The following is a 26,730-nucleotide window of genomic DNA, read 5'->3' on the forward strand; positions in this document are numbered from 1 at the left end:
ACGAGTTACTCAGGCCAGGCCGCCAGGGAGTTCCTGCAGGGCTTGCCATAGGGATTCGGGATCGGCGAAGGCGCGCTCCACCTCGGGCAGTTCGGGGCGTGCCAGCAGCAACACCGGCAAGCCCCGTTCGCGGGCCACCTGCAGCTTGGCCTCGGTGGCCGCGCCGCCACTGTTCTTGCTGATCAGCACGTCGAAGTTCGCGGCGGCGAACAGCTCGCGCTCGCTCTGCAGATAGAACGGGCCACGGTTGGCGATGATCCGCGCGCGCTGATTGCCCGGATGGGCGTCGAGCAGGCGCAGGGTCCAGAACTGTTCGGCGGGGATTGCCTCGAGGTGTTCCAGCGGCTCGCGGCCGAGGGTAAAGAAGGGCCGGCGAAAGGGCGCCAGGGCGGCATACAGCTCGCTCCAGTCGGCCACTTCGCGCCAGTCGTCTTGTTCCCCGGCCTGCCAGCCTGGGCGACGCAGGGCCCAGCAGGGAATGCCGGCACGTTGCGCGGCGCGGGCGGCGTTAGCGCTGATCTGCGCGGCATAGGGGTGGGTGACGTCCAGTAGCAGATCGATGCTTTCGCTGGCGATAAAGCGCGCCAACCCGTCCGCACCGCCGAAACCGCCGACCCGCACCTGGCAGGCCAGATCGCTTGGCAACTTGCCCAGCCCGGCCAGGCTGTAGATATGCGCCGGGCCTAGACGACGGGCGATGGCCAGGGCGTCGCCGACCCCGCCGAGCAGGAGGATGCGTTTGCTCACGGCTTGCGCACCTGCAGCATTGTGATTGGCAGGGCGCTGCGCCAGGTGTCGAAGTCGCCCAGCGGCTGGGCCTGGGCCACGGCGATGCGGGTCAGCTCGCCGCCGTGCTGCTCGCGGAAGGCGACCAGCATGGCCTCGCTCTGCAGGGTCACTGCGTTGGCGATCAGTCGGCCGCCGGGCTTGAGCGCCTGCCAACATTGCTCCAGCACGCCGGGTACGGTGATGCCACCGCCGATAAAGATCGCCTCGGGTGGCTCCAGGCCCGCCAGTGCTTGCGGTGCATGGCCGGCCACCAGATGCAGGGCCGGCACGCCGAGGGTGTCGCGGTTGTGCTGGATCAGCTGCTGGCGGCCGCCGTCGGCCTCGATGGCGATGGCCCGGCAGCTGGGGTGGGCGCGCATCCACTCGATGCCGATCGAGCCGCAGCCGGCGCCGACGTCCCACAGCAGCTCGCCGGGCGTCGGTGCCAGGCGGGCCAGGGTGATGGCGCGCACGTCACGCTTGGTCAGCTGGCCGTCGTGGCGGTAGGCCTCGTCCGGCAGGCCGCAGGTCAGCGGCAGGCGCACGGCGTTTGCGTCGGCCAGGCATTCCACCGCCAGCAGGTTGAGGGCGGCGACTTCGTCGATGCTCCAACTGTCTGCAATACCGTCGATACGCCGTTCCAGGCCGCCGCCGAGGTGTTCCAGCACCGTCAGTCGGCTGGAGCCGAAGCCGCGTTCGCGCAGCAGGGCGGCGATGGCGGCCGGGCTAGTGCCGTCGTTGCAGAGGATCAGCAGACGCTGGCCGGCATGGATCTGCGCGTTCAGCGCCGCCAGCGGGCGCGCCACCACCGACAGCAGGGTCACCTCCTGCAGCGGCCAGCCCAGGCGCGCGGCCGCCAGGGAGTAGGAGGAGGGCGCCGGCAGCACCTGCATTTCGCCCTCGGCCACTTGCCGCGCCAGGCTGGCGCCGACGCCGAACAGCATGGGGTCGCCGCTGGCCAGCACGCACACCGGCGTGCCGCGCCGTTCCAGCACCGGCGCCAGGCTGAACGGGCTCGGCCAGCTCTGCCGCGGCGCGCGGATGCACGGCGGCAGCAGCTCCAGCTGACGCGGCGCGCCGACGATGCGCTCGGCCGCCAGCAGCGCCCGGCGCGCGGCCTTGCCCAGGCCGGCGTAGCCGTCTTCGCCGATTCCCACCACCGTCAGCCAGGCTGTCATGCGTGTTCCCTCGATGTGTTGCGGGCGACGCGCGGGCTTGGCCTGGCGCCGGAAAAAGCGGGCATAATAGCGCCTTCGTCGGTGCCCGGCGTTCTCACGGACGTCACCAAGGGCCTAAGAGGGAACACGGAGAAGCGATTCAACCGTGGCTGCCCCCGCAACTGTAAGCAGCGAGTCTGTCGCCTGAATGCCACTGGGAAACCGGGAAGGCCGCGACCGATGCCGACCTGCCAGCCAGGAGACCTGCCGACGACGCTAGTCGCGAGTGCCAACATCGGGCGGGGTGTACCGATGCCAAGGAATCCCTGTAGGCGGATTCCGCTGGTTCGGTCGCCGCGTCGTTGCTTGTCGGTGACCGCTTGAAGCCTGATCCCTGCGTTTCTACCGCCTCCCTGCCCAGGCCCTCTGCCTGTCCGGGGTTGTGGCGCATCGTGTCGGCGTTGGACGGTGGCATCTGCCGGGTCAAGCTGCCCGGCGGCCGCCTCTCCAGTGCCCAGGCCCGCGCAGTGGCCGGGGCCGCGCGGCTGTGCGCCAGCGGCGTGCTGGAGCTGACCAACCGCAGCAACCTGCAGGTTCGCGGCGTACGCGAGGAGGCGCATGCCGCGCTGGTGCAGCACCTACTGGCCGCCGGCCTCGGCCCGCGCCATGCCGCCGCCGACGATGTGCGCAACCTGCTGCTCAGCCCCGCCGCCGGCCGCGACCCGGCGGCCTTGCTCGATACCCGCCCGCTAGCCGAGCAGCTGCTGGCGTTGCTGCAGGACACCCCGCAATTCCACGGCCTCTCCGCCAAGTTCGCCCTGCAGCTGGACGGCGGCGAGACGTTGGCCATGCTCGACCATCCCCACGACCTCTGGCTCAGCGCTTTGCCTGGCGGCACCCAGCTGGCCGTCGGCCTGGCCGGCTGCCCGCGTGATCCGGCCCTGGGCGTGGTCGAGGTGGAGCAGGCGCCTCTAGTCGTGGCGGCGATTCTGCGGCTGTTCCTCGAGCTGGCCGGCGAACACAGCCGCATGCGTCAGCTGCTCGCCGAACTGCCAGTGGCGGACTTCATTGCCCGCTTGCCGTTCAGCCTGGATCGCGACGTGCCGCTGCCAGCGCGTCCCGAAACCGCTGTCGTACCGCTCGGCATGCACCCCCAGGCCCAGGCCAGCTTGGTCATGCTGCTGGCCGGTGCGCCGCTGGGCCGGCTGGAGGCCGTGCAGCTGTGGGCCCTGGCCGATCTGGCCGAGGCCGAGGGCAGCGGCGAGCTGCGCCTGACGCCCTGGCAGAGCGTGCTGCTGCCGGATATCCCCGTCGCCCGGCAAGAGGCCGTGGCGGCCGCCCTGGGCGAGATCGGCCTGCTGCTGGATGCCCGCGAGCCGCTGAGCCAGCTGCTCGCCTGCAGCGGCTCGGCCGCCTGCGCCAAGGGCCTGGCCGACACCAAGGCCGACGCCCGGCACTTGGCCGAGCGGCTGCGCGCCGGCCACGTCCAGCCGCAGGTGCACCTCAGCGGCTGCCCGCGCTCCTGCGCTGCCGCGCATACCGCTCCCTTCACCCTGCTGGCCCAGCCCGGCGGGCGTTATCAGCTCTATCAGCGCGCCGCGGGCGTGGCCGGTTTCGGCCGTCTGCTGGCGCCTTCCCTCAGCATCGAAGAGGCCGGCGCCTGGTTCGCCGCGCTGCCCGCATCAGGAACTTCCGCATGATCGATTACATCCGCGACGGCCAGGAAATCTACCGCCAGTCCTTCGCCACCATTCGCGCCGAGGCCGACCTGTCGGTCATCCCGGCCGATCTGGAAAAGCTCGCCGTGCGCCTGATCCACGCCTGCGGCATGGTCGACGTGGTGCAGGACCTGCGCTTCTCCCCGGGTGCCGGCGCCGCCGGGCGTGCCGCCCTGGCCGCCGGCGCGCCGATTCTCTGCGATGCGCGCATGGTTGCCGAAGGCATCACCCGCGCGCGCCTGCCGGCCCATAACCCGGTGATCTGCACCCTGCACGATGCCGGCGTGCCCGAGCTGGCCCGCGAACTGGGCAACACCCGCTCGGCGGCGGCCCTGGAAGGCTGGCGCGAACAGCTCGCCGGCAGCGTGGTGGTGATCGGCAACGCGCCGACCGCGCTGTTCTACCTGCTGGAAATGCTCGACGCCGGCGCGCCCAAACCGGCGCTGATCCTCGGCATGCCGGTGGGTTTCATCGGCGCCGCCGAATCCAAGGACATGCTCGCCGCCGACAGCCGCGGCGTGCCCTATGTGATCGTGCGCGGCCGGCGCGGCGGCAGCGCCATGGCCGCCGCGGCGGTCAATGCCCTGGCCACGGAGGCGGAATGATGACTGGCAAAGGACGTCTGCTCGGCCTCGGCGTCGGCCCCGGCGACCCCGAGCTGATCACCCTCAAGGCCCTGCGCCTGCTGCAGTCGGCGCCGGTGGTCGGCTACTTCGTGGCCAAGGCCAAGGCGAACAAAGGCCAGGGCGGCAACGCCTTCGGCATCATCGAGGCGCACCTCACGGAAACCCAGCAGCGCCTGCCGCTGGTCTACCCGGTGACCACCGAGAAGCTCGAACCGCCGCTGAGTTACGAGGCGGTGATCAGCGATTTCTACGACACCTGCGCGGTGCAGATCGCCCAGCACCTGGACGCCGGCCGCGACGTGGCGGTGATCTGCGAGGGTGACCCGTTCTTCTACGGTTCCTACATGTACCTGCACGACCGCCTGGCTGCGCACTACCAGGTCGAGGTGGTGCCCGGCGTGTGCTCCATGCTCGGCTGCGCCTCGGTGCTAGGCACCCCGCTGGTGTACCGCAACCAGTCCTTGAGCGTGCTCTCAGGCGTGCTGCCCGAGGACGAACTCAAGCGCCGCCTGCAGGACGCCGAAGCCGCCGTGGTGATGAAGCTCGGGCGCAACTTCGACAAGGTCCGCCGGGTGCTGCGCGAGCTGGGCCTGGATCAGCGCGCGCACTACGTCGAGCGGGCGACCATGGGCAGCCAGCGCATCGTGCCGCTGGACGAAGTGGAGCCGATGTCCTCGCCATATTTCTCGATGATCCTGGTGCCGGGCGAGAAATGGCGCGGCTGAACTTCTTGCCGTAGCCCGGATGCAATCCGGGGACAACCGCGCTCCCGGATTGCATCCGGCTACCCACCACGCAATGCCAGCAAAATGGAACACACCATGCCCCCATCCCCGGCCATCGTCATTCTCGGCGCCTCTGCCCTGGCCACCGCCCGCCGCCTGCAAGGCCTCTACCCGCAGGCCGCGATCCACGGCCTGCGCGAACGGGTGGCCGGCGTCGAGCAGCCCTACGACGACTTCGGCGCCACCCTGCGCGGGCTGTACCGTGCCGGCACGCCGATCATCGCCCTGTGCGCCGCCGGCATCGTCATTCGCAGCCTGGCGCCGCTCTTGGCTGAGAAGGGGGCCGAGCCGGCGGTGCTGGCCGTGGCCGAGGATGGCAGCGCCGTGGTGCCGCTGCTCGGCGGGCTCAGTGGAGTGAATGTTCTGGCCCGCGAGATCGCCGCGCGGCTGGCCGTGGCGCCGGCCATCACCACCAGCGGTGAACTGCGCTTCGGCACCTGCGTGCTCAACCCGCCGCCAGGCTACGTGCTGGCCGACCTGGAGCAGGGCAAGCGCCTGGTCAGCGACCTGCTCGGCGGCGAGTCGTTGCATATCGACGGCGCCGCGCCCTGGCTGGAGGCGGCGAACCTGCCGCTGGATGCGCAGGCCAGTCGCTGCATCCGCATCAGCCCGCAGCGAGCGGAGCAGGGTGGCGCGCTGCTGATTCATCCGCGCCTGGTGCTGGCCCGCTGCATTGCGCTGGACGGCGATCTGCCCGGCACCGTGCGCGCAGCCCTGCAGCAGGCCGGCCTGGCCGAGGCGGCGCTGGCCGCGCTGCTGGTCGATGCCGCTGCGATGGCCCAACCGCAGCTGACCGCCGCAGCCGCCGAGCTAGGCGTGCCGCTGCGCTTTATCGATACGGCAACCACCTTGCCCGCTGCTGTGCATGCTCAAGCGGGCGTCAGCCTGCACTTGGCCGCCAGCCCGGAAGCCGCGGCGCACACCGGTCGGCCGCGCGGTCGCCTCAGCGTGATCGGCCTCGGCCCCGGTTGCGCCGATCTGATGGCTCCGGCTGTGCGCCAGGCGCTGGATCAGGCTGAGGACGTGCTCGGCTACGAGACCTACGTGACCATGGCCGGGCCATTCCGCGCGGAACAGGTGCTGCACGCCAGCGACAACCGCGAGGAATTGCAGCGCGCCGCCCATGCCTTCGAGTTGGCCGCCCAGGGCCGGCGGGTGGTGATGGTGTCGTCCGGCGACCCCGGCGTGTTCGCCATGGCCGCCGCCGTGCTGGAAGCGCTGGAGGCCTCCAGCGAGGCGGCCTGGCAGGCGGTGGAACTGGAAGTGCTGCCGGGTATTTCCGCCGCCCTGGCCACCGCGGCCAAGGCTGGCGCGCCGCTGGGCCACGACTTCTGCATGCTGTCGCTGTCGGACAACCTCAAGCCCTGGGCCATGATCGAGAAGCGTCTGGATCACGCCGCCGCCGCCGACCTGGCCATGGCTTTCTACAACCCGATCTCCCGCGCGCGCCCCTGGCAGCTCAGCCGGGCCCTGGACATCGTCCGCCAGCACCGCATGCCGGAAACCCTGGTGGTGCTCGGCCGCGACATCGGCCGCCCGGCCGAGGCGCTGCGCGTGCTCACCCTTGGTGAACTGACGCCGGAGCTGGTGGACATGCGCACCTTGGTGATCATCGGCTCCAGCCAGACCCGCCGCTTCCCGCGCGCGGGTGGCGGGGAGTGGGTGTATACGCCGAGGTGGTATCCGCAGGACTAGCAGGCGGCGCCGGCAGGGCTACTCGGCCTTGAGCGCCTCGCCGATGGCATAGAAGTGCCCGCCGGCCACATGGTGCAGGCTGCGCCAGGCCGGGTCGGCGTCCTCGAAGTGCCAGCGGCCGTGCTGGAACACCCGCGCGTCCGCCCAGGCGCCGATCACTTCGCCGATGAACAGGTCGTAGGTGCTCTGGTTGTGCGGCTCAGGGATCAACTCGCAAGCCAGCCAGGCCGAGCAACCGGCGACGAAGGGCAGGTCGTGGCCGTCCTGCTCGAACAGCTGCACGCCGGCCTTGGCCAGCTTGTCCGGCTCATCCTTGAGGCTGTGGTTGCCGACCTGCTCGGTCAGTTGCAGCTGCGCCGCCGTCGGCACCTGGATCACGAAACGGCCACTGTGCTCGATCAGCTCGCGGGTGCGGGTGGCCTTGTCCAGCACCACGGTCAGCTTGGGCGGCGCGAAATCCAGCACGCAGGCCCAGGCCGCCGCCATCACGTTATCCACGCCAGCGTGGCGGGCCGAGACCAGTACCGTGGGGCCGTGGTTGAGCAGGCGGTAGGCTTTGGCCAGGTCGACAGCGGTGAGGTGGGACTGCATGGGGGACTCCTGATGGCGGGATTCGGGTCTGGGTGGCTGACAATCGCGAGGGCAACTTCGCGTGCAGGTCGCCGGCGCGGGGGCAGATTGTCGCCGTTGCGATTTTTCTGCAGCGCACTTGGTGCTAAATAGAGTGGCTAACCCTATCGCGTAATGCCGTGCAACGAGAACCGTTATGAGCATCCATCCTGAGACCAGCCGTGAGCATCCAGTCAGCCAGCCTGTGGCGGCGGTGAGCCTATGATCGAAGTCACCGAGGTTTCCATCGCCGAACTGCGCGCCGCGCTCGAAGCCGGCCGCACCACTGCCGTCGAACTGGTCCAGGCCTACCTGGCGCGGATCGAGGCCTACGACGGCCCAACCACGCCCACCGCGCTGAATGCCGTGGTGGTACGCAACCCCGACGCATTGGCCGAGGCGCAGGCCTCCGACGCCCGCCGCGCGCGTGGCGAAACCCTCAGCCCGCTCGACGGTATCCCCTACACGGCCAAGGACAGCTACCTGGTCAAAGGCCTTACCGCCGCCTCCGGCAGCCCGGCGTTCAAGGATCTGGTCGCCCAACGCGACGCCTTCACCGTCGAGCGCCTGCGCGCCGCCGGCGCCATTTGCCTGGGCAAAACCAACATGCCGCCCATGGCCAACGGCGGCATGCAGCGCGGCGTCTATGGTCGCGCGGAAAGCCCGTACAACGCCGCCTACCTCACCGCGCCCTTCGCCTCGGGCTCCTCCAACGGCGCCGGCACCGCCACCGCGGCCAGCTATGCCGCCTTCGGCCTGGCCGAGGAAACTTGGTCGAGCGGCCGTGGCCCGGCCTCGAACAATGGCCTGTGCGCCTACACGCCGTCGCGCGGGGTGATCTCGGTGCGCGGCAACTGGCCGCTGACCCCGACCATGGACGTGGTGGTGCCTTACGCGCGAACCATGGCCGACCTGCTCGAAGTGCTCGACGTGGTGGTGGAGGATGACGCCGAGACCCGCGGCGACCTTTGGCGCCTGCAGCCCTGGGTGCCGATCCCCAAGGCCTCGGCGGTGCGCCCGGCTTCCTACCTGGAGCTCGCAGCTACGCGTGATGCCCTCAAGGGCAAGCGCTTCGGCGTGCCGCGCATGTTCATCAACAAGGATGAGCTGGCCGGCACCAGCGAGAAGCCCGGTATTGGCGGCCCGACCGGTCAGCGCATCCATACCCGCGCCACGGTGATCGAGCTGTGGGAGGCGGCGCGCCAGGCCCTCGAAGCGGCCGGCGCGCAAGTGATCGAAGTGGATTTCCCGCTGGTGTCCAACTGTGAAGGCGATCGCCCCGGTGCCCCGACCGTGTACAACCGCGGCCTGGTGTCCAAGGAGTTCCTCCATGATGAGCTGTGGGAGCTGTCAGGCTGGGCCTTCGACGACTTCCTGCGGGCCAACGGCGATCCCAAGCTGAACAAGCTCGCCGACGTCGACGGGCCGCTGATCTTCCCGCACGACCCCGGTACGCTGCCGAATCGCGAAGACGACCTGGCCGCCGGCATGGATGAATACGTGAACATGGCCAAGCGCGGCCTGAAAAACTGGAACGAGATCGCGACGCTGCCCGACGGCCTGCGCGGCCTGGAAAAGACCCGCAAGATCGATCTGGAAGACTGGATGGACGGCCTCGGCCTCGACGCAGTGCTATTCCCCACCGTGGCCGACGTCGGCCCGGCGGATGCCGACGTGAACCCGGCCTCGGCAGATATCGCCTGGAGCAACGGCATCTGGGTAGCCAACGGCAATTTGGCCATCCGCCACCTGGGCGTGCCCACCGTGACCGTGCCGATGGGCGTGATGGCGGACATCGGCATGCCGGTGGGGCTGACCTTCGCCGGGCGTGCCTACGACGACTCGGCGTTGCTGCGCCTGGCGGCGGCGTTCGAGGCGACGGGCTCGAGGCGCTTGGTACCGCCGCGGACTCCGCCGTTGGGACGGGGGTGATAGGGGGCTTTGCCTGACACGCCAGGCCTGCGTCTGAGACCGTAGGGTGGACAACCGCGCAGCGTTGTCCACCAGCTTGTTTGTTCGTGCCGCTGCTCCGTTATAGCGTTGGCTGAAGCATTGGTTCCGCCCTGCTGGGCGGGTCCCTTTTGGCAGTTGCCCCAAAAGGAACCAAAAGGGCTTGCCCCTGCATCCGGCCCTGCGCTTCGCTTCGGGTTCGTTCGCTCCATCGCCGCTCCAGGGGCCCGCCGCGAAGGGCCATCCCTGGCCCATCGCGGCTCTCGCGGCATCCATGCCGCTCAACCCCTTCCACGACGATTCCGCTCACCCTCCTGAAGGGGCGTTTGGTGCTGCCTGAAGGTTGCGCATTTATTTGTAGGGTGCGCTGTGCGCACCGAGCTTCGCTAATCCTGGTGCGCACGGCGCACCCTACGGCAAGCCGAGTCCTGACGGCCCCAATACTCTGCGTCACAGAACTGCCGGTCGGCTTCGCACGTAGGAGTGTCAACGGCGGCGTTCCCACGCGGAGCGAGTGAACGATCATCCGCGAAGCGGCAAGAGAAACTAACAAGCAACTCGGAGCCCGAACCCCGTCAGGAGGCCGAGCGTAGGTGTTGCGTAGGGGGACGAGCCGCATGGATGCGGCGAGAGGCGTAAAGGGCCAGGGATGGCCCTTGTACGCCGGCCCCCGGAGCGGCACCGGAGGGAGGGAAGTTTCGCGCAGCGAAACCCGGATGTCGGGCGCGCTTTCTCTTTGGTTACTTTCTCTTTGCGCGCGCAAAGAGAAAGTGACTCGCCGTACGAGGCGAAATCTGTAGTTGCAGCCGAGGAAAGTGTTGCGATTTAGAGTAGACGCTTCGGCCAAAAACATGGTTTGCCCCGATTGCTCCACCACGCACTGGTCTGCCCCGGGCGTAGCGCCCACCGGGCCGATTGAATTTACCCGAAGCATCAGGTTACGCTCGCCGCACCGCAACGCTGCAAAAGGATTTGCCAGTGAACAATGGACTGTCGTCACCCCTGCCAGCATACCCGCCGCCCCAATTCACGCCCCTGCGACGTCGCCATGCTTACCTTGGTCGGTAGCGCTGTGTCACCACTCAAGGAAGAAGCCTGCATGCTTCGCTATGCCACCCTCAGCCTTGCCCTGCTGTTCAGCGCCAACCTGTTGGCTGCCAATGACGTCGCCCGCTACCCCGACGCCAAAGTGGAGTCCGATGACAGCTACGACGACACCACCTCGTTGACCCTGGCCACTGACGACGAGCTTGATTCATGGCTTTTTACCGCACCCAACCCCACGTAAGCGACTGCAAACAGTCACCGGATTACCCGCAGACCTATACCTGCAGGTTCGTCGACGGCAAGCGCCGCGGTCTTATCTCGGCAGAGCGCAAAAGCTACGGGGTGACCAAGATCGATATAACCGTGATGAACTGAACCAGCACCAAGTAGTTTTTATAAGGAGATAACGATGCAAGAGACTTACAAGATGGCCGGCCGTGTGGCGGCGCATTCTGTGCTCAGTGTTAGTGGCGGCGAGCTGTTGGTGCCTATCTATGGCTACCTGACCGCAGACGGCAAAACCAAAATGGTGCGCGTAGCCTCACCCTCCGCCGAGGAGGCGATGGCGGACGGACAAAAGATGTACAACGACAACCCCTACCAGGCCGCTGGCGGCACCTGGGCGGTGGATGCCTTTATCACCCTGCCGGATGTCGGCAAGGTGGATGCCCTACTTATCAACATCTGCACCTATGGCGAACCGAAACGCGAACTGCAGATGGCTATCCCTTACCGCCACGCGCAAAGCAGCGAAGGATTTGCCGTATTCAAGCCTAAACTCACGGCGCTCACCAACCTCGAAGTCAGCGAACTGCAACCACTGATGGACGCCTTTTTTTCCGGCCGTGACGAGCACACCGAGGCCGCAGCTCTGTGGCAGGAAAAGGGCCAAGAACAACCCACTGCTGTCTCTGGCTTTGCTGGCTTTGCCGCTAACGAGTGGGCCACCCTGCGCGATGCACCTCTGGCTGTGTTCTTTATGGTGGGGGCTGCCGATGGCAACATCGACGCCAAAGAACTCAAGGCCTTTGAAAAGCTGTTCAAAGAGTCTGGTAAATACCCAAGCGTGCTGATGCAGCGAGTGATGGCCGAACTCACCCCGTTCACACCGCAAGGCCAGGCGCTGCTGATGGACTTCCTCAAGCGCTTCACGAGTGGCCAATTTAACGCCCCACAATACTTCGCCAGCATCAACACCCTGCTGAGCACCAACAGCGAAGAAGAGTCGGCCGTGGCCTTCAAGAACGACTTGCTAGCATTCGGCAGCGCTGTCGCTTCTGCCTCCGGCGGCGGCTTCCTTGGTTTTGGCAGCAAGATCAGCAAAGAAGAAAAAGCTGTGCTGGGCGTGATCGAAGCCTTGCTCTCGTCGCCATCAGAGCTGGGGCAATTTATGGCGGATTTGGTTCGGCCTACCTAACGGCACCCTGGAGTCCGGTGAGCCGCTCACCGGACGTTTTGCAACAGCAAGTAGCCTAGATAACCAGTGGTGGGAAACGCTGCGTGGTTTTCCATCCTACGCGGGCTTGATCGCGACGTAGGGTGGACAACACTCTGCTTGTCCACCTTCAATCTCAGTCCCGCGCTGTGCCGCTCTTGCGCAGCAAGTAGCTATCCATAATCCACCCATTCCTCTCACGCGCTTGCGCGCGGGTCTCGGCTATCCGCTCCGCGACCTCATCCAACGCCCCAGCAATCAGAATCTCGTCGGCAGTCCCCACATACGCCCCCCAATAGACATGCAGCCCCTGCCCAACCAAGCGCAGGTAGGTGTCCTTGGCGTCGAGCATCACCGCCACGCTGTCCACGCCTTGCGGCCAGCCCTCGGCGAGCAGGCGGCCGGTGGTGATTTCCACGGCGCGGCCGATGCTGTTGAGCGGCACGCGGTGGCGGGCGGTGAGGGCCTGCAGGCTGGTGATACCGGGGATCACCTCGTAGTGCAGATCACCGCGCGCGGCGGCGATGGCCTCGACGATGCGGATGCTGCTGTCGTACAGCGAAGGGTCGCCCCAGACCATGAAGGCGGCGACTTCGCCGTCGGCCATTTGCTCGTCGATCAGTTGTTCGAACACCGCCTGCTTGTCGCGGTTCAACTCATCCACGCTGGCGCGGTAGTCGGCGGCCTCGCGCTCGCGTTCCGGCTGCACGCCTTCGGCGAAGCGTGGCGTGTGGCCGTCTAAAAAGCGCGCGCAGATTTCCCGGCGCAGGGCGTTGAGCTTGTGCTTGGCCGGGCCTTTGTCGAGCAGGAAGATCACGTCGGCGCGGCGCAGGGCCTTGAGCGCCTGCATCGTGATGTAGTCGGGGTCGCCGGCGCCGATGCCGACCAGCAGCAGTTCTTTCATGGTGTGTTCCAGAGAGGAGAGCGGGCGCTGGGCGCCAGGTCGTCAATGTGTTGGTAGTCAGCGCCTAGCTGCGTGGCCAGCAGGTGGGCGCGGCCGAGACGCACCGGCGTGCGTTCGATATCCACCAGCAGCGCCGGGCACTGGCTGGCGGGCAGGGTGGGCCAGTCGCGCAGACGGCCATCGGTGAGGATCAGCAGGCGCTGCTGTTCGGCTGGTTGTCGGCGCTGTCGGCGCGCCTGCCACTGCGCGGCCTGTTGCAGGGCTTCGATCAGCGGGGTGCCGCCGCCGGCGCCGAGCTGGGCGAGCCAGTCGCGCAGGGCGCTGGCGCTCTTCTGCCCCTGCCATAGCCAGCGCGGTTGCGTGCCGGTGGCGTGCAGCAGGGCCAGGCGCGCGCGCTGGCGGTAGGCCGCCTCGAACAGCTCGGCGAGCAGGCCCTTGGCCTGGCTCAGTGCGCCATGGCGCCGAGTCGAGGCCGAGGCATCGACTATCACCAGCCAGAGTTCGCTGGGTTTCGCGCTGCGTGGGCGGCGCAGCAGGTCCTGGCGGTTGCGTGGGCGGCCCTTGAGCAAGGTCGCCGGCCAGTCGATAGCGCCCAGCAGGCCGCTGCGGCTGGCACCACTGCGCCCGCCACTCAGGCTGCCCGGTTTAGGCCTGGCATCCGCGCCGAGGGGCTGGCGCGGGCGGATGCTCAGGGCTTTTTTGCCCAGCGCGGCGGTTCGCGCCGTTCGCCCATGGCCTGGGCCTGCGCCGGCAGTTCGCCCCACTGGCCGTCGCCTTGGGCCGGTGCGTTGGCGGTGGACTGGCTTGGCGCGGGTTGCTGCTGTTGTGGGGGCTGTTGTTGCGGTGCTTGGGCCGGCGGTGCAGGGCGACGGCGATGGCGCAGGACGAAGTTGGCCACCGCCTCGATATCCTCGTCTGCGATCTGCGCGGCGCCGCGCCAGGCCGCGTGGGCACGGGCGGCGCGCAGCCAGACCAGGTCGGCGCGCAGGCCGTCGACGCCGGCGGCGAAGCAGCGCTGGGCGATGGCCTCCAGGGCGGCGTCGTCCAGGGGGATCGCGGCCAGGCACGCGCGGGCGTTCCGGCAGCGGCTGCGCAGTTCGTCCTGGGCGGCGGCCCAGGTTTGCAGGAAGGCCTGCGGGTCGCTGTCGAAGGCCAGGCGCCGGCGCATGATCTCGGCGCGCTGGGCCGGTTGCGGCTGGCCGTCCAGGGCCAGGTTGAGGCCGAAGCGGTCGAGCAGTTGCGGGCGCAGTTCGCCTTCTTCGCTGTTCATGGTGCCGATCAGCACAAAACGCGCAGCATGCCGATGGGAGATACCGTCGCGCTCGATATGGTTGACCCCACTGGCGGCGGCATCCAGCAGCAGATCGACCAGATGATCGGGCAGCAGATTGACTTCATCGACATACAACACGCCGCCATTGGCCTTGGCCAGCAGTCCAGGACTGAACTGCGCGCGGCCCTCGCCCAACGCGGCATCGAGATCGAGGGTGCCGACGATGCGCTCTTCGCTCGCGCCCAGTGGCAGGGTGACAAAGGTGCCGCTGGCGAGCAGATCAGCCAGGCCACGGGCCAGGGTCGATTTGGCCATGCCGCGTGGGCCTTCGATCAGCACGCCGCCAATCGCGGGGTCGATGGCCGCCAGGCACAGCGCGAGTTTCAGGTCATCGGCGGCGACCACGGCGGCGAGGGGGAAGTGGCTATCGGTCATGGCAGGCTCTCTAGGATTCTTCGCTATCAATCAGCAGGTTTTCCAACGCTTCGCGGTACTCGCCGGGATCTTGCCAGAGGCCGCGTTGCTGGGCTTCGAGCAGGCGTTCGAGGATGTCCTGCAGGGCGCCGGGGTTGTGCTGCTGGATAAAGTCGCGGGTGTTTTTGTCGAGCAAATAGGCATCGGTGAGCAGCGCGTACTGGTGGTCGTCGACCAGTTCGCTGGTGGCGTCGAAGGCGAACAGGTAGTCGATGGTCGCCGCCAGCTCGAACGCGCCCTTGTAGCCGTGGCGCTTCATGCCGTCGATCCACTTGGGATTGGCCGCGCGGGCGCGCACCACGCGGTTGAGTTCTTCCTTCAGGGTGCGGATGCGCGGTGTGTCGGGCTGGCTGTTGTCGCCGTGGTAGCTGGCCACCTTGGCGCCACGCAGGGTTTCCACGGCCGCGAGCATGCCGCCCTGGAACTGGTAGTAGTCGTTGGAGTCGAGGATGTCGTGCTCGCGGTTGTCCTGGTTGTGCAGCACCGCCTGCATCTGCTCCAGGCGCTCGGCGAACTGCGCGCGCGCCGGGGTGCCTTCGCTGTGGGTGCCGTAGGCGTAGCCGCCCCAGTTCAGGTAGACCTCGGCCAGGTCTTCACGGGTTTGCCACAGACGCTCTTCGATGGCGTTCTGCACGCCCGCGCCATAGGCACCGGGCTTGGAACCAAAGACCCGCCAGCCGGCCTGTTTACGCGCCTCCTGTTCATCCAAGCCGCTGTCCTGCAAGGTCAGAGACTCACGCCAGACCCGCGCCGACAGCGGATTCATCTCTTCCGGCTCATCGAGATCGACCACCGCCTGCACCGCGTCGTCGAACAGGCGGATCAGGTTGCTAAAGGCATCGCGGAAGAAGCCGGACACGCGCAGGGTCACGTCCACCCGTGGGCGGCCGAGTTGCGCCAGCGGCAGCACCTCGAAACGCTCGACGCGCTGGCTGCCAGCTTGCCACACCGGGCGCACACCCATCAGCGCCAGGGCCTGGGCCATATCGTCGCCGCCGGTGCGCATGGTAGCGGTGCCCCACATCGACAGGCCGAGCTGACGCAGGTGGTCGCCGTGATCCTGCAGATGCCGTTCCAACAAGCGATCCGCCGCCTGCACGCCGATACGCCAGGCGGTCGGCGTGGGCAGGTTGCGCACATCGACGCTGTAGAAGTTGCGCCCGGTGGGCAGCACATCCAGCCGCCCGCGACTCGGCGCGCCGCTGGGCCCGGCAGGCACGAAGCGCCCGTTTAGCGCCGCCAGCAGACCGTGCATTTCTGCATCGCCGCAGGCGTCCAGCAGCGGCGCGATCTGCTCACGTAAACGCTGCAGCACCTGGGTGCTTTCCGCACCAACGGATTCGAAATCCGTTGTATCGATCAGCTGCAAAGCCAGCAGCTCAAGGCGCTCGCGGGTATCGCCGGCACTGCGCCAGGCATCACTGCTCAGCTCTGCCAGCACGGCCGGGCGCGGCCCCTGCCAAGGTGCAGCCATGTCACAGTCGAGCGGATCGAAGTCCAACGCTAGGTCGCGGGCCAGGGCGCGCAGCAGGCTGGCGTTGCCGCCCTGACCGTCACCACGGGGAATGCGCAACAGCGCCAGCAGGGTGTCGCGGCGCAGCGTGTCGGCCGGTGATTCGCCGAATACGTGCAGGCCGTCGCGGATCTGCGATTCCTTCAAATCGCACAGGTAGGCATCCAGCTGCGGCAGCCAGCTATTGGGGTCTGCGTTGAGTTGCAGACCCAGCTCGCGATCGAGGCTGGCCTCGCGCACCTTGAGCAAAATCTCGCCGCGCAGCTCGGCGGCGCGGCGCAGGTCGAGTTGGCTGGCCTCGTAATATTCGTCGGCCAGGCGCTCCAGATCGCGCAACGGGCCATAGCTTTCCGCGCGGGTCAGCGGCGGCATCAGGTGGTCGATGATCACCGCCTGGGTACGCCGCTTGGCCTGGGCACCCTCGCCCGGATCGTTGACGATAAAGGGGTAGATATTCGGCAGCGGGCCGAGAATCGCGCTCGGCCAGCATTGTTCGGAAAGACCGACGCTCTTGCCCGGCAGCCATTCCAGATTGCCGTGTTTGCCGACATGGATCACCGCATCACAAGCAAAGGCCCGGCGCAGCCAGCAGTAGAACGCCAGGTAGCCGTGCGGCGGCACCAGATCCGGGTCGTGATACACCGCCGCCGCATCCAGCTGATAACCGCGCGCCGGCTGGATGCCGACAAAGGTCAAACCAAAGCGCAGGCCGGCGATCATCAGCCGACCGCTGCGGAACATGGGGTCCTGCTGCGGCTCGCCCCAGCGCTCGCGCACAGCCTGCTGGTTGGCCGCCGGCAGGCTGTGGAAGAACACTAGGTACTCGTCCAGCGCCAGACTCTGGGCGCAGGGCCGCGCGTCGAGACTGTCCAGATCATTGGTCACGCCGCCAAGCAGCTGATGAATCAGCGCGGTGCCGCTGTCCGGCAGGTCTGCGACTAGGTAGCCCTGCTGTTCGAGGGCTCGGAGGATATTTAGCGCCGCCGCCGGGGTATCCAGGCCGACGCCATTGCCGATGCGCCCGTCGCGGGTCGGGTAGTTGGCCAGGATCAGGGCGATGCGCTTATCGGCGTTGGCTTTGTGCGCCAAGGTCATCCAGTTGCGCGCCAGTTCGGCGACGAAATCCATCCCCGGCAGGTGCGGCTGGTAACAGACCACATCGCTCTGGCTGCGCTCGCTGCGCCAGGCCAGGCCCTTGAAGCTGATCGGCTGGGTGATCAGCCGGCCATCCAGCTCGGGCAGCACGATATGCATGGCCAGGTCGCGTGAACCCAGGCCCTGGGCATTGGCCTGCCACTGTGCATGGTTATCCAACGAACAAATGGCTTGCAGCACCGGGATATCGCGGCGAAAAGGCCGTGCGCTCGGCGCTTCCGGGTTGGACAGGGCAAAGGCAGTGGTATTGATAATCAGGCTGGCATCGGCTTGCTCCAGCCAGTCCTCAACCTGGGCCAGGCAGGCGGCTTCTTTAAGGCTGGCCACGGCAATTGGCAGCGGATTAAGACCCAGGGCCTGCAAGCGCTGACAGAACACATCGATAAACCCGGTATTCGCCGCCTGCACCTGGGTGCGGTAGAACAGCAGCGCCACCACCGGCGCATCGGCCTGCCAGCTGGCTTGCCAATCGGCCAGGCTCGGGTTGGCCAGTTGCGGGTGATACAGGCCCACGCGTGGCAGCGGCTGCGGGTCGCCCCAGGCGTAGTCACGCTGCAGCCACTGGCTGGCGATGCAGTTGAATAGCTGCAGCGCATTGCCTGCACCGCCCTGGCGCAGGAACTGCCAAAGCCGCTCAGCCTCGGTCACTGGCACAGTGCTCAAGGCCATCAGCTCCGGATCAGGGTTGTCGCAACCCGGCACCATAATCACCTGCGCACCGCGCTCGGCCAGTTCGACCAACCGCTCGATGCCGTAACGCCAGTAACTAACGCCGCCGTGCACGGAAATCAGGATGACCTTGGCGTGCTGCAGCACCTGCTCGACGTACAGATCCACCGAGGCGTGATTGCTCAGCTGCGCCGGGCTGGCCAGGCGCAGGCTGGGGTAATCCGCCGGCAACTGCCGCGCCACTTCGGCCAGCAACGACAGGTGCGAATCGCCGGTGCACAGGATCACCAGCTCGGCCGGGGTCTGGCCGAGGTCGGCAATGCTGTCGACCGGCAGCTGGCTGCCGGGCTGGGTGCGCAGCAGGTGCATGCGGGCTTAGCCTGCCAGCGCGGCGTTGAGCTCGGCTTCGATGGCGGCCTGATCCAGAGTCTGGCCGATCACCACCAGGCGAGTGATACGCGGCTCATCGGCCTGCCAGGCGCGGTCGAAGTGTTTGTCGAAACGCTGGCCAACGCCCTGCAGCAGCAGACGCATCGGCTTGCCGGGAATGGCGGCGAAACCCTTGATGCGCAGAATGCCGTGTTTGCTGACCGCATCCTTCAGCGCTTGCAGCAGACGGGCTTCCTCGACCTCGAGCAGTTCCAGGTGGAACGAGGCGAATTCGTCGTGATCGTGGTCTTCATGGCCTTCCAGATCATGGTGGGTCTTGCGGCCCTCGATATGCAGCTCGGTCTCGCAGTTCAGGCCCAGCAGCACGTCCAGCGGCAGCTCGCCGCCATGGGCTTCGATGATTTTCACCGCCGGCGGCAGCTCCTCGGCCACTTCGGCACGCACCGTAGCCAAAGCGGCGGCGTCGAGCAGGTCGGCCTTGTTGAGGATCACCAGGTCGGCACTGGCCAGCTGGTCGGCGAACAGCTCGTGCAATGGCGATTCGTGGTCGAGATTGGGGTCGAGCTTGCGCTGCACATCGACCTGCTCGGGGAAGGCGGCGAAGGTGCCAGCGGCCACGGCCGGGCTGTCGACCACGGTGATGACCGCATCCACCGTGCAGGCGTTGCGGATTTCCGGCCAGTTAAAGGCCTGTACCAGTGGCTTGGGCAGGGCCAGGCCGGAGGTTTCAATCAGGATGTGGTCCAGCTCGCCGCGACGTGCCACCAGATCACGCATCACCGGGAAGAATTCTTCTTGCACGGTGCAGCACAGGCAGCCGTTGGCCAGTTCGAAGATACGGCCGTTGGCTTCTTCTTGGCTGCAGCCGATCGAGCATTGCTTGAGGATTTCGCCGTCGATACCCAGCTCGCCGAACTCGTTGACGATCACCGCGATGCGGCGCCCGTCGGCGTGGCCGAGCATATGCCGCAGCAGGGTGGTTTTGCCGGCGCCGAGGAAGCCGGTAACAATGGTGACGGGAAGTTTGGCGAGCGTTTTCATGGAGGGCCCCGGAGCGTCGAAAAAAGACGGACGGGCAGGGCGGGGCCAACGCAGGCATGCGCAGGCCGAACACCACCGGATCACCCCGCCCGGTTGTCGAAACTTTCGCGAGGCAGGTCTCCTGGCTTACGGCGTGCGCAGGGCGCGCTCCCTTCACCTTCCCGCCGTTGGCAGTGGTATATCGAAGGGGCTTGAACCGTTCACAGTTGCGGGGGCAGCCAGGGCTTGTAATACCCTGTTCCCTCTTAGCTTCTTCGGCTGGCGAAGAAGAACCTCGGAAAGGCTGCAAGGCTACGCAGCGACCGGGTGCAGGTCAACCGCGGTTGACCGGGGTGACCGCCCGTGCTGAGCTACGCGGCCTTTTCTGGCTGCCAGCAGGAGCGCCATGCCCAGCCCCGCCATTCGCCTGATTGCCGGCCTCGGTTGCCGTCGCGGCTGTACCCCGGACGAGCTGCAAGCCCTGCTGCTGCAGTGTCTGGCCGCGCATGGCCTGGGGTTGGAGGCTCTGGCGGGCCTGGCCAGCAGTGCGCACAAGCGTGACGAGCCCGGCCTGCAGACGCTGATCGAGCGTCTGGCGCTGCCGATGACCTGGTGCTCGGCGCAGGAACTGGCTAGCGTCGCCGGCCAGGCTGAGACCAATCCGCTGACCCTGCGCGTTACTGGCAGCGCCGCCGTGGCCGAGCCCAGCGCGCTGGTCGCCGCCGCGCGCCTGGGCACTGCGCAGCTGCTTGGCCCGCGTCAGCGCAGTAGCAACGCCACCTGCGCCCTGGCGCGAATCGATAGAGAACACGTGCGATGACCGTCTATTTCATCGGCGCCGGCCCCGGCGACCCCGAACTGATCACCGTCAAAGGCCAGCGCCTGATTCGCAGCTGCCCGGTGCTCCTCTACGCCGGCTCGCTGGTGCCGGCGGCGGTGCTCGAAGGTCATGCGGCCGAGTTGGTGGTGAACACCGCCGAGTTGCACCTGGGTGAGATCGTCCGCCTGCTGGCCGAGGCCCACGCCCGTGGCCAGGATGTGGCCCGCGTGCATTCTGGCGACCCGTCGCTGTACGGCGCCATCGGCGAGCAGATCCGCGAGCTGCGGGCCTTGGATATCCCCTTCGAGATCGTTCCCGGCGTCACCGCCACCGCCGCCTGCGCGGCGCTGCTGGAGGCCGAGCTGACCCTGCCAAATGTGGCGCAGACGGTGATTCTCACCCGCTACGGGCACAACTCGCCGATGCCGGCCGGAGAGGCGCTGGGTGCCCTGGCCAGTCACGGCACGACCATGGCCATCCATCTTGGCGTGCAGCACCTGGCGGCGATAGTTGCAGAGCTGCTGCCGCACTACGGCGCAGACTGTCCGATTGCCGTGGTGCACCGCGCCAGCTGGCCGGATCAGGAGTGGGTGCGCGGCACTCTGGCGGATATCGAGGGCCAGGTGCGCGCCAAGGGTTTCCGCCGCACTGCGCTGATCCTGGTCGGCCGGGTGCTGGGCGCCGAGGACTTTGCCGCTTCGGCGCTGTACCACGCCGATACCCAGCACCTGTTCAGGACCTGAGAACCTGTCCACGATCTTCTGTCCGTCGGCCATACCGCGTTAAAAACAGGCTCGGAATGCTCATTTACAGCTCGTAAACTCCGCTTCCTCACCTGTTTTTGCCTTGTCTGGCTCTAGTCCAAAAGATCGTGAACAGGTTCTGAGGCCGGCAACCACCGGCTAGTCGAAGGGGAGGGCGCGCGTGCACTGTTGCGGCCCTGACCCGTTTCTGCGATCGGCAGGCTTGCCGGATGCCGCGCTGGGCGGGCACCCTGTTGCCTCTGTCGGGTTCGCCCGCACCAGACTCTGTAAGGACGATCGATGCGCGACTATCAATGGCTTCACGAGTACTGCCTGAACCGCTTCGGCTCGCCCGCGGCCCTGGAGGCCATGCTGCCGCAGCCGCGCAGCGCGGCGGAACTGCGCCAGATCAGCGATGACCGCTACCTGTCGCTGATCGCTCTGCGCGTGTTTCGCGCCGGCCTCAAACACAGCCTGGTCGACGCCAAGTGGCCGGCCTTTGAGGAAGTGTTCTTCGGCTTCGTCCCGGAAAAAGTGGCGCTGATGAGTGCCGAGCACCTCGAACGGCTGATGCAGGATGCGCGCATCATCCGCCACCTGGGCAAACTCAAGAGCGTGCCGCGCAACGCCCAGTTCGTGCTGGATGTGCAGAAGGAAAAAGGCAGCTTCGGTGCGCTGATCGCCGACTGGCCGGTGACTGATATCGTCGGCCTGTGGAAGTACCTGGCCAAGCACGGCAGCCAGCTCGGCGGGCTGTCGGCGCCGCGTCTGCTGCGCATGATCGGCAAGGACACCTTCATTCCCAGCGACGACATGGTTGCCGCGCTCAAGGCCCAGGAAATCGTCGATAAGGTGCCAACCAGCCTCAAGGAACTGGCCGCCGTGCAGGCAGCCTTCAACCAGTGGCATGCCGAGAGCGGCCGGCCACTGTGCCAGCTATCGGTGATGCTGGCGCATACGGTCAACCACTAAACAGATGGCTCAGGCGGGGGGTGGGGTGCGCTGTGCGCACCTTGGCAACCAGGGTCTTTGAGGCGGTTCTCAGCCGCGCCTGAGACGCAGGCTGCGCCACAGTGCTGCGACCAGCAGCAGCGCGGTGATCGCCCAGCCGATGGCTTGCAGGTTATGCGGACCTTCCTGGTACAGCTGCGGGGCGATGCCGGCGCCGATCAGTACGGCGAGCAGGGCGATTTCCCGGCGCGGGCCGTGGACCGGGCGGCACAGGTAGACCAGTGCCGGCAGCAGCAGGGACACGCTGGGAAAGCTGCGATAGCGCGCGTCGAACACCAGCCCGAGCATCAACACCGCACCCGCGAAACCGCTGGCCGCCAGCCACCAGCCGGCACGGGCCTCCAGCCAGGCGAACAGACCAGCGCGCCAGCCGTTACGGGCCGACAGGGCCAGGCTGATATGCGCCAGCACGATCAGGTTGAGCAGCAGCAGGACGATCGCCCACAGCCATTCGCCGGTGCTGCGGCTGGTGATGCTGGCCAGCTCGCTCCAGCCGGCGATACAGGCTCCGCCCAGGGCGGCAGTGAGCGGCAGCAGCAGGGCCGCACGGCGCGAAGCCGGACGCCCGGCGAACAGCAGGGCCGCCGCCATCAGCGCGCCATTGAGGGCCAGCCACAGCGGCCAGTGCGGCAGGTTGGAGACAGGGCCGGCGAGGATGCCCTTGTCACCGCGATCGGCATCGAACAGGCCCCAGTAACCGCCTACGGCACCTTCGCTGTCGCGTTTCCAGGGTTGATCGAAGGCCTCGATCAGGTTGTAGCGCCAGCCATTTTCCTCGGCCAGTTTGACGAAACCACGCATGAACAGCGCTTCGTTGACCCGGCTGGGTAGGGCGGTTTCGCGCTGGCGACCTTCACTCGGCCAACCGGTCTCGCCGATCAGGATGTCCTTGGGCGCGTAGGCGTTGCCGAAGGTCTGGCGCACTTCGCTGACCTTGTGCAGGGCGCGCTCGATGCTGCTCGGATCATCTTCCCAGTAGGGCAGCAGGTGGATGGTGAGGAAGTCCACCGCAGGCGCCACCTCGGGGTGTTCCAGCCAAAACTCCCAGACGTCGGCATAGGTCACGGGTTGTTGGACCGCGGCCTTGACCTGGCCGATCAGCTCAACCAGGTGCTCGGGGGTGGTTTCCTTGCGCAGCAGCACTTCGTTGCCGACGATCACCGCGTCGACCACATCCGGGTAGCGATTGGCGGTGTCGATCAGCGCCGCGACTTCCTTGGCGCTATCGACCGGATTGCTGCTGACCCAGGCGCCGGCCAGCATCTTCAGACCATGTTTGCGGGCCAGTTCGGGAATGGCTTCCAGGCCGATCTGCGAGTAGGTGCGGATGCAAGTGAAACGCTGGGCCAGCAGGGCCAGGTCGGCATCCACCAGTTCCGGGCGCAGCACGAAAGGCTGCTGGAAGGGCGACTGGTCCTTGCCGAACGGCGTGTAGGAGGCGCACTGCAGCTTGTGTGTCGGCGTGGCCGCATCGGCCAGCACGACCGGGCGGCCAATCGCGTACCAGAGGGCGGCAAGTGCCAGCATGGCGAGCAGGCTGGCGAACAGGTAGGGCAGTGCAGGGGAACGATCGGGCTGGCTCATGGTTCTGGATGCGTGGCGACAAAGCCGCGCATATTAGCGGATCAGAAGCCCCGGTGGGCGACTCACGCCTGGTGGTGCAACCAGGCATGCTGGGGGATGGCTGCCTTCCGCGCGCCACGCCGTTCAAAGCGCCGCCAGACTTTTTCGTGGAAGTAGAAGCCTACCGAGTTGCACAACGGCTCGATCGCCGCTACCAGGCTACTGGCCGCCACGCTGCCGGTGAGTACGTAGGTCACACCGAAGGCGATGCAGAAGTGCATGAGGGTGAAGGTGATGGTCTTGAGCATGGCGCACCTCAAATAAGAATTGTTCTTTCTTGATGTGCAGCTTAGGTGGCACCCGGAGCCCGGTGAAATGGCGGTTATGTATGCCATCCATAGTTTGGTTAAATTAGGGTCACTTGTTTGATAGCTTAGCTGTCTGAAGGCGCTGGGTGCCTGCAAACCGGGGTGCCAGGCCGTTGAAGGCCATGAGTGTCTGGCGCAGCCCTGGCCTGAAGATGGTGACTGCTGCATAGCTGCCGACCTGCACTGGCTTGCGGATTCTCCAGGCGCCCCGGCGCAGTGGAGTGCTCGCATCGGGTTTGTGCGGCGCGCAGCGCACCCTGCGGGCGTGGTTAAACAGCCTGCTAAGACTTTGGTCGAGAATGCCTGCGGGCTACGACTAAGGTCGTCTGTCGTGGATTGCTCATCGTTCTAGAGTGGACTCACCAGCAACCCGTGCTGCGGAGGACAACAACAATGAACGACAGCATCTACAAGCGGATTGAACAGAATCCGCAATTCCAGGAGTTGGTCGCCAAGCGCGAACGCTTCGCCTGGATCCTATCCGCCATCATGCTCGGCCTGTACGTGGCATTCATCCTGCTCATCGCCTTCGAGCCACAGTTGCTCGGTACCCGCATCAGTGCGGATTCGCCGGTGACCTGGGGCATTCCCATGGGTGTGGGCCTGATCATCTCGGCCTTCGTGCTGACCGGTATCTATGTGCAGCGCGCCAACGGTGAGTTCGACACCCTGAACCAGGCCATTCTCGACGAGGTGCAGAAATGATCGCGCGTCTTCTTACCGCCATCGGCCTGATGGCACTGGCCCCAGCACTCTGGGCCGCCGGTGCACTGGAAGGTGAAGTGCAGCGCCAGCCGCTGAACACTTCGGCCATCGTCATGTTCCTCGCCTTCGTCGGCGCCACGCTGTACATCACTTACTGGGCGTCGAAGCGCAACACCTCGACCTCCGACTTCTACACCGCCGGCGGCAGCATCACCGGCTTCCAGAACGGCCTGGCGATCGCCGGCGACTACATGTCGGCGGCCTCGTTCCTGGGGATTTCCGCGCTGGTGTTCACCTCTGGCTATGACGGCCTGATCTACTCGATCGGCTTCCTGGTCGGCTGGCCGGTGATCCTGTTCCTGATCGCCGAACGCCTGCGCAACCTCGGCAAGTACACCTTTGCCGACGTCGCCTCCTACCGCCTCGGGCAAACGCAGATCCGCACCCTGTCTGCCAGCGGCTCGCTGGTGGTGGTGGCGTTCTACCTGATCGCGCAGATGGTCGGTGCCGGCAAGCTGATCCAGCTGCTGTTCGGCCTCGAATACCATGTGGCGGTGATCCTGGTCGGTATCCTGATGGTGCTCTACGTGCTGTTCGGCGGCATGCTGGCGACCACCTGGGTACAGATCATCAAGGCCGTGCTACTGCTTTCCGGTGCCTCGTTCATGGCGCTGATGGTGATGAAGCACGTCGACTTCGACTTCGCCCGCCTGTTCAGCGAAGCCATCGCCGTACACCCGAAAGGCGAGGCGATCATGAGCCCCGGCGGCCTGGTGAAAGACCCGATCTCGGCGATCTCCCTCGGCCTGGCACTGATGTTTGGTACCGCTGGTCTGCCGCACATCCTCATGCGCTTCTTCACCGTGAGCGATGCCAAGGAAGCGCGTAAGTCGGTGTTCTACGCCACTGGTTTCATCGGCTACTTCTACATCCTGACCTTCATTATCGGCTTCGGCGCGATCCTGCTGGTCAGCACCAACCCGGCCTTCAAAGACGCCACCGGCGCTCTGCTCGGCGGTAACAACATGGCGGCGGTGCACCTGGCCAACGCGGTGGGCGGTAGCTGGTTCCTTGGCTTCATCTCGGCCGTGGCCTTCGCCACCATCCTTGCCGTGGTGGCTGGCCTGACCCTGGCCGGTGCTTCGGCGGTGTCCCATGACCTGTATGCCAGCGTGATCAAGAAAGGCAAAGCCAACGAGAAAGATGAGCTGCGCGTATCGAAAATCACCACCGTGGCACTCGGCGTGCTGGCCATCGGCCTGGGTATCGCATTCGAGAAGCAGAACATCGCCTTCATGGTCGGTCTGGCCTTCTCCATCGCGGCCAGCTGCAACTTCCCGGTACTGATTCTCTCCATGTACTGGAAGAAGTTGACCACCCGTGGCGCCATGGTTGGCGGCTGGCTGGGCCTGGTCACCGCCGTGGCCCTGATGATTCTCGGCCCAACCGTTTGGGTGCAGGTGCTCGGCAATGCCGAAGCGATCTTCCCCTACGAGTACCCGGCACTGTTCTCCATGGCGATTGCCTTCGTGGGCATCTGGTTCTTCTCGATCACCGACAAGTCCGTGGCTGCCAGCGAAGAACGTGCACGCTTCTACTCGCAGTTCGTCCGCTCGCAGACTGGCCTGGGCGCCAGCGGTGCGGTGGCACACTAAACAAGCAAGATTCTCCGCGTGTTTCGGGCAGCCTGTTGGCTGCCCTTTTTTATGGGCGCTGCTTTGCTAGGCTGGTTCGACGTGAAACCTCTGGGGCGGCGCTGATGCGCGTACTTTTAATGCTGCTGGCGATCGGCCTGGGCTCCTTGTGTGGCGGGGTCTTGCTGACGCTGCTGTTGCTGCCGCTGTGGGGCTGGCTGGATAACCGTATCGGCATCGAGGCGCTGGGGCATTCCGGGCCGGCGCCCTGGTGCTATGGTCTGTCGATTGGCGTGCTGGCGCTGCTCGGGATTATCCTGCTGGCCCGCGCGCTCCGTCGCGCCTGATCTCGGAGAGCAGCGCTTGCCGCGCGTATTGTTTATCTGCAGTCGCAACCGTCTGCGCAGCCCGACGGCGGAGCAGGTGTTTGCTAGTTGGCCAGGGGTGGAAAGCGACTCGGCAGGCCTCAGTCCGGATGCCGAACAAGTGCTATCGCTGGAACAGGTGCAATGGGCCGAGCTGATTTTCGTCATGGAGGCGGTACACGGGCGCCGGCTCAAGCAACGTTTCGCCGCCGCGCTGAAAGGCAAGCGGGTGATCTGTCTGGATATTCCCGACAATTACGATTTCATGCAGCTGGAGTTGGTCCGCCTGCTAGAGCAAAAGGTAGGCGCCTTGCTGCGCTGAGAGGGCACAGG

At 66.5% G+C, this 26,730-nt stretch carries 24 protein-coding genes and 2 riboswitches; of the genes, 14 read left to right on the plus strand and 10 right to left on the minus strand.

Translation table 11 applies throughout. From position 1 onward, the window contains the following. Positions 1-9 precede the first annotated feature (9 nt). On the minus strand, positions 10-747 hold the full coding sequence (locus H3H45_RS08575) for a cobalt-precorrin-6A reductase (RefSeq protein WP_182833317.1): 738 nt from the start codon (positions 745-747) through the stop codon (positions 10-12). Next, positions 744-1,946: a precorrin-6y C5,15-methyltransferase (decarboxylating) subunit CbiE gene (gene cbiE / locus H3H45_RS08580; RefSeq protein ID WP_182833318.1), complete on the minus strand. Its 1,203-nt coding sequence runs from the start codon at positions 1,944-1,946 to the stop codon at positions 744-746. Before cbiE ends, H3H45_RS08575 begins: the two co-directional genes overlap by 4 nt. Positions 1,947-2,008: 62 nt before the next feature. Continuing rightward, positions 2,009-2,211, plus strand: a riboswitch (cobalamin riboswitch). A 94-nt stretch (positions 2,212-2,305) separates the two neighbouring features. Between cbiE and cobG the strand changes: the two genes are divergently transcribed. The 4 genes from cobG to cobJ all read left to right on the plus strand — a co-directional run bounded on the left by cobG (position 2,306) and on the right by cobJ (position 6,749). Continuing rightward, on the plus strand, positions 2,306-3,625 hold the full coding sequence (cobG, locus tag H3H45_RS08585; protein ID WP_182833319.1) for a precorrin-3B synthase: 1,320 nt from the start codon (positions 2,306-2,308) through the stop codon (positions 3,623-3,625). Further along, a complete protein-coding gene (locus tag H3H45_RS08590) occupies positions 3,622-4,248 on the plus strand; it encodes a precorrin-8X methylmutase (RefSeq protein WP_182833320.1) in 627 nt (208 codons plus the stop codon). Before cobG ends, H3H45_RS08590 begins: the two co-directional genes overlap by 4 nt. After that, positions 4,245-4,994 (plus strand): precorrin-2 C(20)-methyltransferase, encoded by a 750-nt coding sequence (locus H3H45_RS08595; protein WP_182833321.1) that lies wholly within the window; start codon positions 4,245-4,247, stop codon positions 4,992-4,994. The genes H3H45_RS08590 and H3H45_RS08595 overlap by 4 nt, the downstream gene beginning before the upstream one ends. A 96-nt stretch (positions 4,995-5,090) precedes the next feature. Continuing rightward, positions 5,091-6,749: a precorrin-3B C(17)-methyltransferase gene (cobJ, locus tag H3H45_RS08600; RefSeq protein WP_182833322.1), complete on the plus strand. Its 1,659-nt coding sequence runs from the start codon at positions 5,091-5,093 to the stop codon at positions 6,747-6,749. An 18-nt stretch (positions 6,750-6,767) separates the two neighbouring features. Here cobJ and H3H45_RS08605 read toward each other — a convergent pair whose 3' ends face one another. Continuing rightward, positions 6,768-7,340: a flavin reductase family protein gene (locus H3H45_RS08605; RefSeq protein WP_182833323.1), complete on the minus strand. Its 573-nt coding sequence runs from the start codon at positions 7,338-7,340 to the stop codon at positions 6,768-6,770. A 240-nt stretch (positions 7,341-7,580) separates the two neighbouring features. On the opposite strand from H3H45_RS08605, the gene H3H45_RS08610 reads away from it, so the two are divergent. From H3H45_RS08610 to H3H45_RS08620, 3 genes are all read left to right on the plus strand, one after another. Beyond that, on the plus strand, positions 7,581-9,290 hold the full coding sequence (locus H3H45_RS08610; protein WP_182833324.1) for an amidase: 1,710 nt from the start codon (positions 7,581-7,583) through the stop codon (positions 9,288-9,290). Positions 9,291-10,407: 1,117 nt separating this feature from the next. Further along, the gene (locus tag H3H45_RS08615; protein ID WP_182833325.1) at positions 10,408-10,596 is read left to right on the plus strand and encodes a hypothetical protein; all 189 of its coding nucleotides are present in this window, start codon (positions 10,408-10,410) and stop codon (positions 10,594-10,596) included. Between the two features lie 168 nt (positions 10,597-10,764). Beyond that, positions 10,765-11,772 carry a hypothetical protein gene (locus H3H45_RS08620; RefSeq protein WP_182833326.1) on the plus strand — a complete coding sequence of 336 codons (1,008 nt, stop codon included), beginning with the start codon at positions 10,765-10,767 and terminating at the stop codon, positions 11,770-11,772. A 154-nt stretch (positions 11,773-11,926) separates the two neighbouring features. On the opposite strand, the gene cobF is transcribed toward H3H45_RS08620, so the two are convergent. From cobF to cobW, 5 genes are read right to left on the minus strand one after another with little or no spacing between them, the layout of a single operon-like run. Continuing rightward, positions 11,927-12,694 carry a precorrin-6A synthase (deacetylating) gene (cobF, locus tag H3H45_RS08625; RefSeq protein ID WP_182833327.1) on the minus strand — a complete coding sequence of 256 codons (768 nt, stop codon included), beginning with the start codon at positions 12,692-12,694 and terminating at the stop codon, positions 11,927-11,929. Then, positions 12,691-13,401 carry a vWA domain-containing protein gene (locus tag H3H45_RS08630; protein WP_220494243.1) on the minus strand — a complete coding sequence of 237 codons (711 nt, stop codon included), beginning with the start codon at positions 13,399-13,401 and terminating at the stop codon, positions 12,691-12,693. Before H3H45_RS08630 ends, cobF begins: the two co-directional genes overlap by 4 nt. Beyond that, entirely contained in the window at positions 13,383-14,402 is a 1,020-nt protein-coding gene (locus H3H45_RS08635) for an ATP-binding protein (protein WP_182833329.1), read from the minus strand. The genes H3H45_RS08630 and H3H45_RS08635 overlap by 19 nt, the downstream gene beginning before the upstream one ends. A gap of 10 nt (positions 14,403-14,412) precedes the next feature. Next, positions 14,413-18,147, minus strand: coding sequence for a cobaltochelatase subunit CobN (gene cobN / locus H3H45_RS08640; RefSeq protein WP_182833330.1), 3,735 nt, complete (start codon positions 18,145-18,147; stop codon positions 14,413-14,415). Positions 18,148-18,153: 6 nt separating this feature from the next. After that, positions 18,154-19,209, minus strand: coding sequence for a cobalamin biosynthesis protein CobW (gene cobW / locus H3H45_RS08645; RefSeq protein ID WP_182833331.1), 1,056 nt, complete (start codon positions 19,207-19,209; stop codon positions 18,154-18,156). 94 nt (positions 19,210-19,303) lie between these two features. After that, positions 19,304-19,501, minus strand: a riboswitch (cobalamin riboswitch). 93 nt (positions 19,502-19,594) lie between these two features. Here cobW and H3H45_RS08650 point away from each other — a divergent pair. From H3H45_RS08650 to H3H45_RS08660, 3 genes are all read left to right on the plus strand, one after another. Continuing rightward, entirely contained in the window at positions 19,595-20,008 is a 414-nt protein-coding gene (locus tag H3H45_RS08650; RefSeq protein WP_182833332.1) for a cobalamin biosynthesis protein, read from the plus strand. Continuing rightward, complete coding sequence (gene cobM / locus H3H45_RS08655; protein ID WP_182833333.1) at positions 20,005-20,751, plus strand: precorrin-4 C(11)-methyltransferase; 747 nt, start codon at positions 20,005-20,007, stop codon at positions 20,749-20,751. Before H3H45_RS08650 ends, cobM begins: the two co-directional genes overlap by 4 nt. 300 nt (positions 20,752-21,051) lie before the next feature. Beyond that, complete coding sequence (locus tag H3H45_RS08660; RefSeq protein ID WP_182833334.1) at positions 21,052-21,723, plus strand: DNA-3-methyladenine glycosylase I; 672 nt, start codon at positions 21,052-21,054, stop codon at positions 21,721-21,723. 69 nt (positions 21,724-21,792) lie between these two features. On the opposite strand, the gene H3H45_RS08665 is transcribed toward H3H45_RS08660, so the two are convergent. Further along, positions 21,793-23,346 carry a glycoside hydrolase family 17 protein gene (locus H3H45_RS08665; RefSeq protein ID WP_182833335.1) on the minus strand — a complete coding sequence of 518 codons (1,554 nt, stop codon included), beginning with the start codon at positions 23,344-23,346 and terminating at the stop codon, positions 21,793-21,795. Positions 23,347-23,408: 62 nt separating this feature from the next. After that, complete coding sequence (locus H3H45_RS08670) at positions 23,409-23,633, minus strand: DUF2061 domain-containing protein (protein WP_182833336.1); 225 nt, start codon at positions 23,631-23,633, stop codon at positions 23,409-23,411. Between the two features lie 453 nt (positions 23,634-24,086). Between H3H45_RS08670 and H3H45_RS08675 the strand changes: the two genes are divergently transcribed. From H3H45_RS08675 to H3H45_RS08690, 4 genes are all read left to right on the plus strand, one after another. After that, positions 24,087-24,398: a DUF485 domain-containing protein gene (locus H3H45_RS08675; protein WP_182833337.1), complete on the plus strand. Its 312-nt coding sequence runs from the start codon at positions 24,087-24,089 to the stop codon at positions 24,396-24,398. Continuing rightward, entirely contained in the window at positions 24,395-26,053 is a 1,659-nt protein-coding gene (locus tag H3H45_RS08680; RefSeq protein WP_182833338.1) for a cation acetate symporter, read from the plus strand. Before H3H45_RS08675 ends, H3H45_RS08680 begins: the two co-directional genes overlap by 4 nt. Before the next feature lie 104 nt (positions 26,054-26,157). Further along, positions 26,158-26,379, plus strand: a complete 222-nt coding sequence (locus tag H3H45_RS08685) for a hypothetical protein (protein ID WP_182833339.1) — start codon at positions 26,158-26,160, stop codon at positions 26,377-26,379. A 16-nt stretch (positions 26,380-26,395) separates the two neighbouring features. Then, entirely contained in the window at positions 26,396-26,719 is a 324-nt protein-coding gene (locus H3H45_RS08690) for a low molecular weight protein tyrosine phosphatase family protein (protein ID WP_182833340.1), read from the plus strand. Positions 26,720-26,730 lie beyond the last annotated feature (11 nt).

Origin of the sequence: Aquipseudomonas guryensis (assembly GCF_014164785.1) — a bacterium.
GTDB lineage: Bacteria > Pseudomonadota > Gammaproteobacteria > Pseudomonadales > Pseudomonadaceae > Aquipseudomonas > Aquipseudomonas guryensis.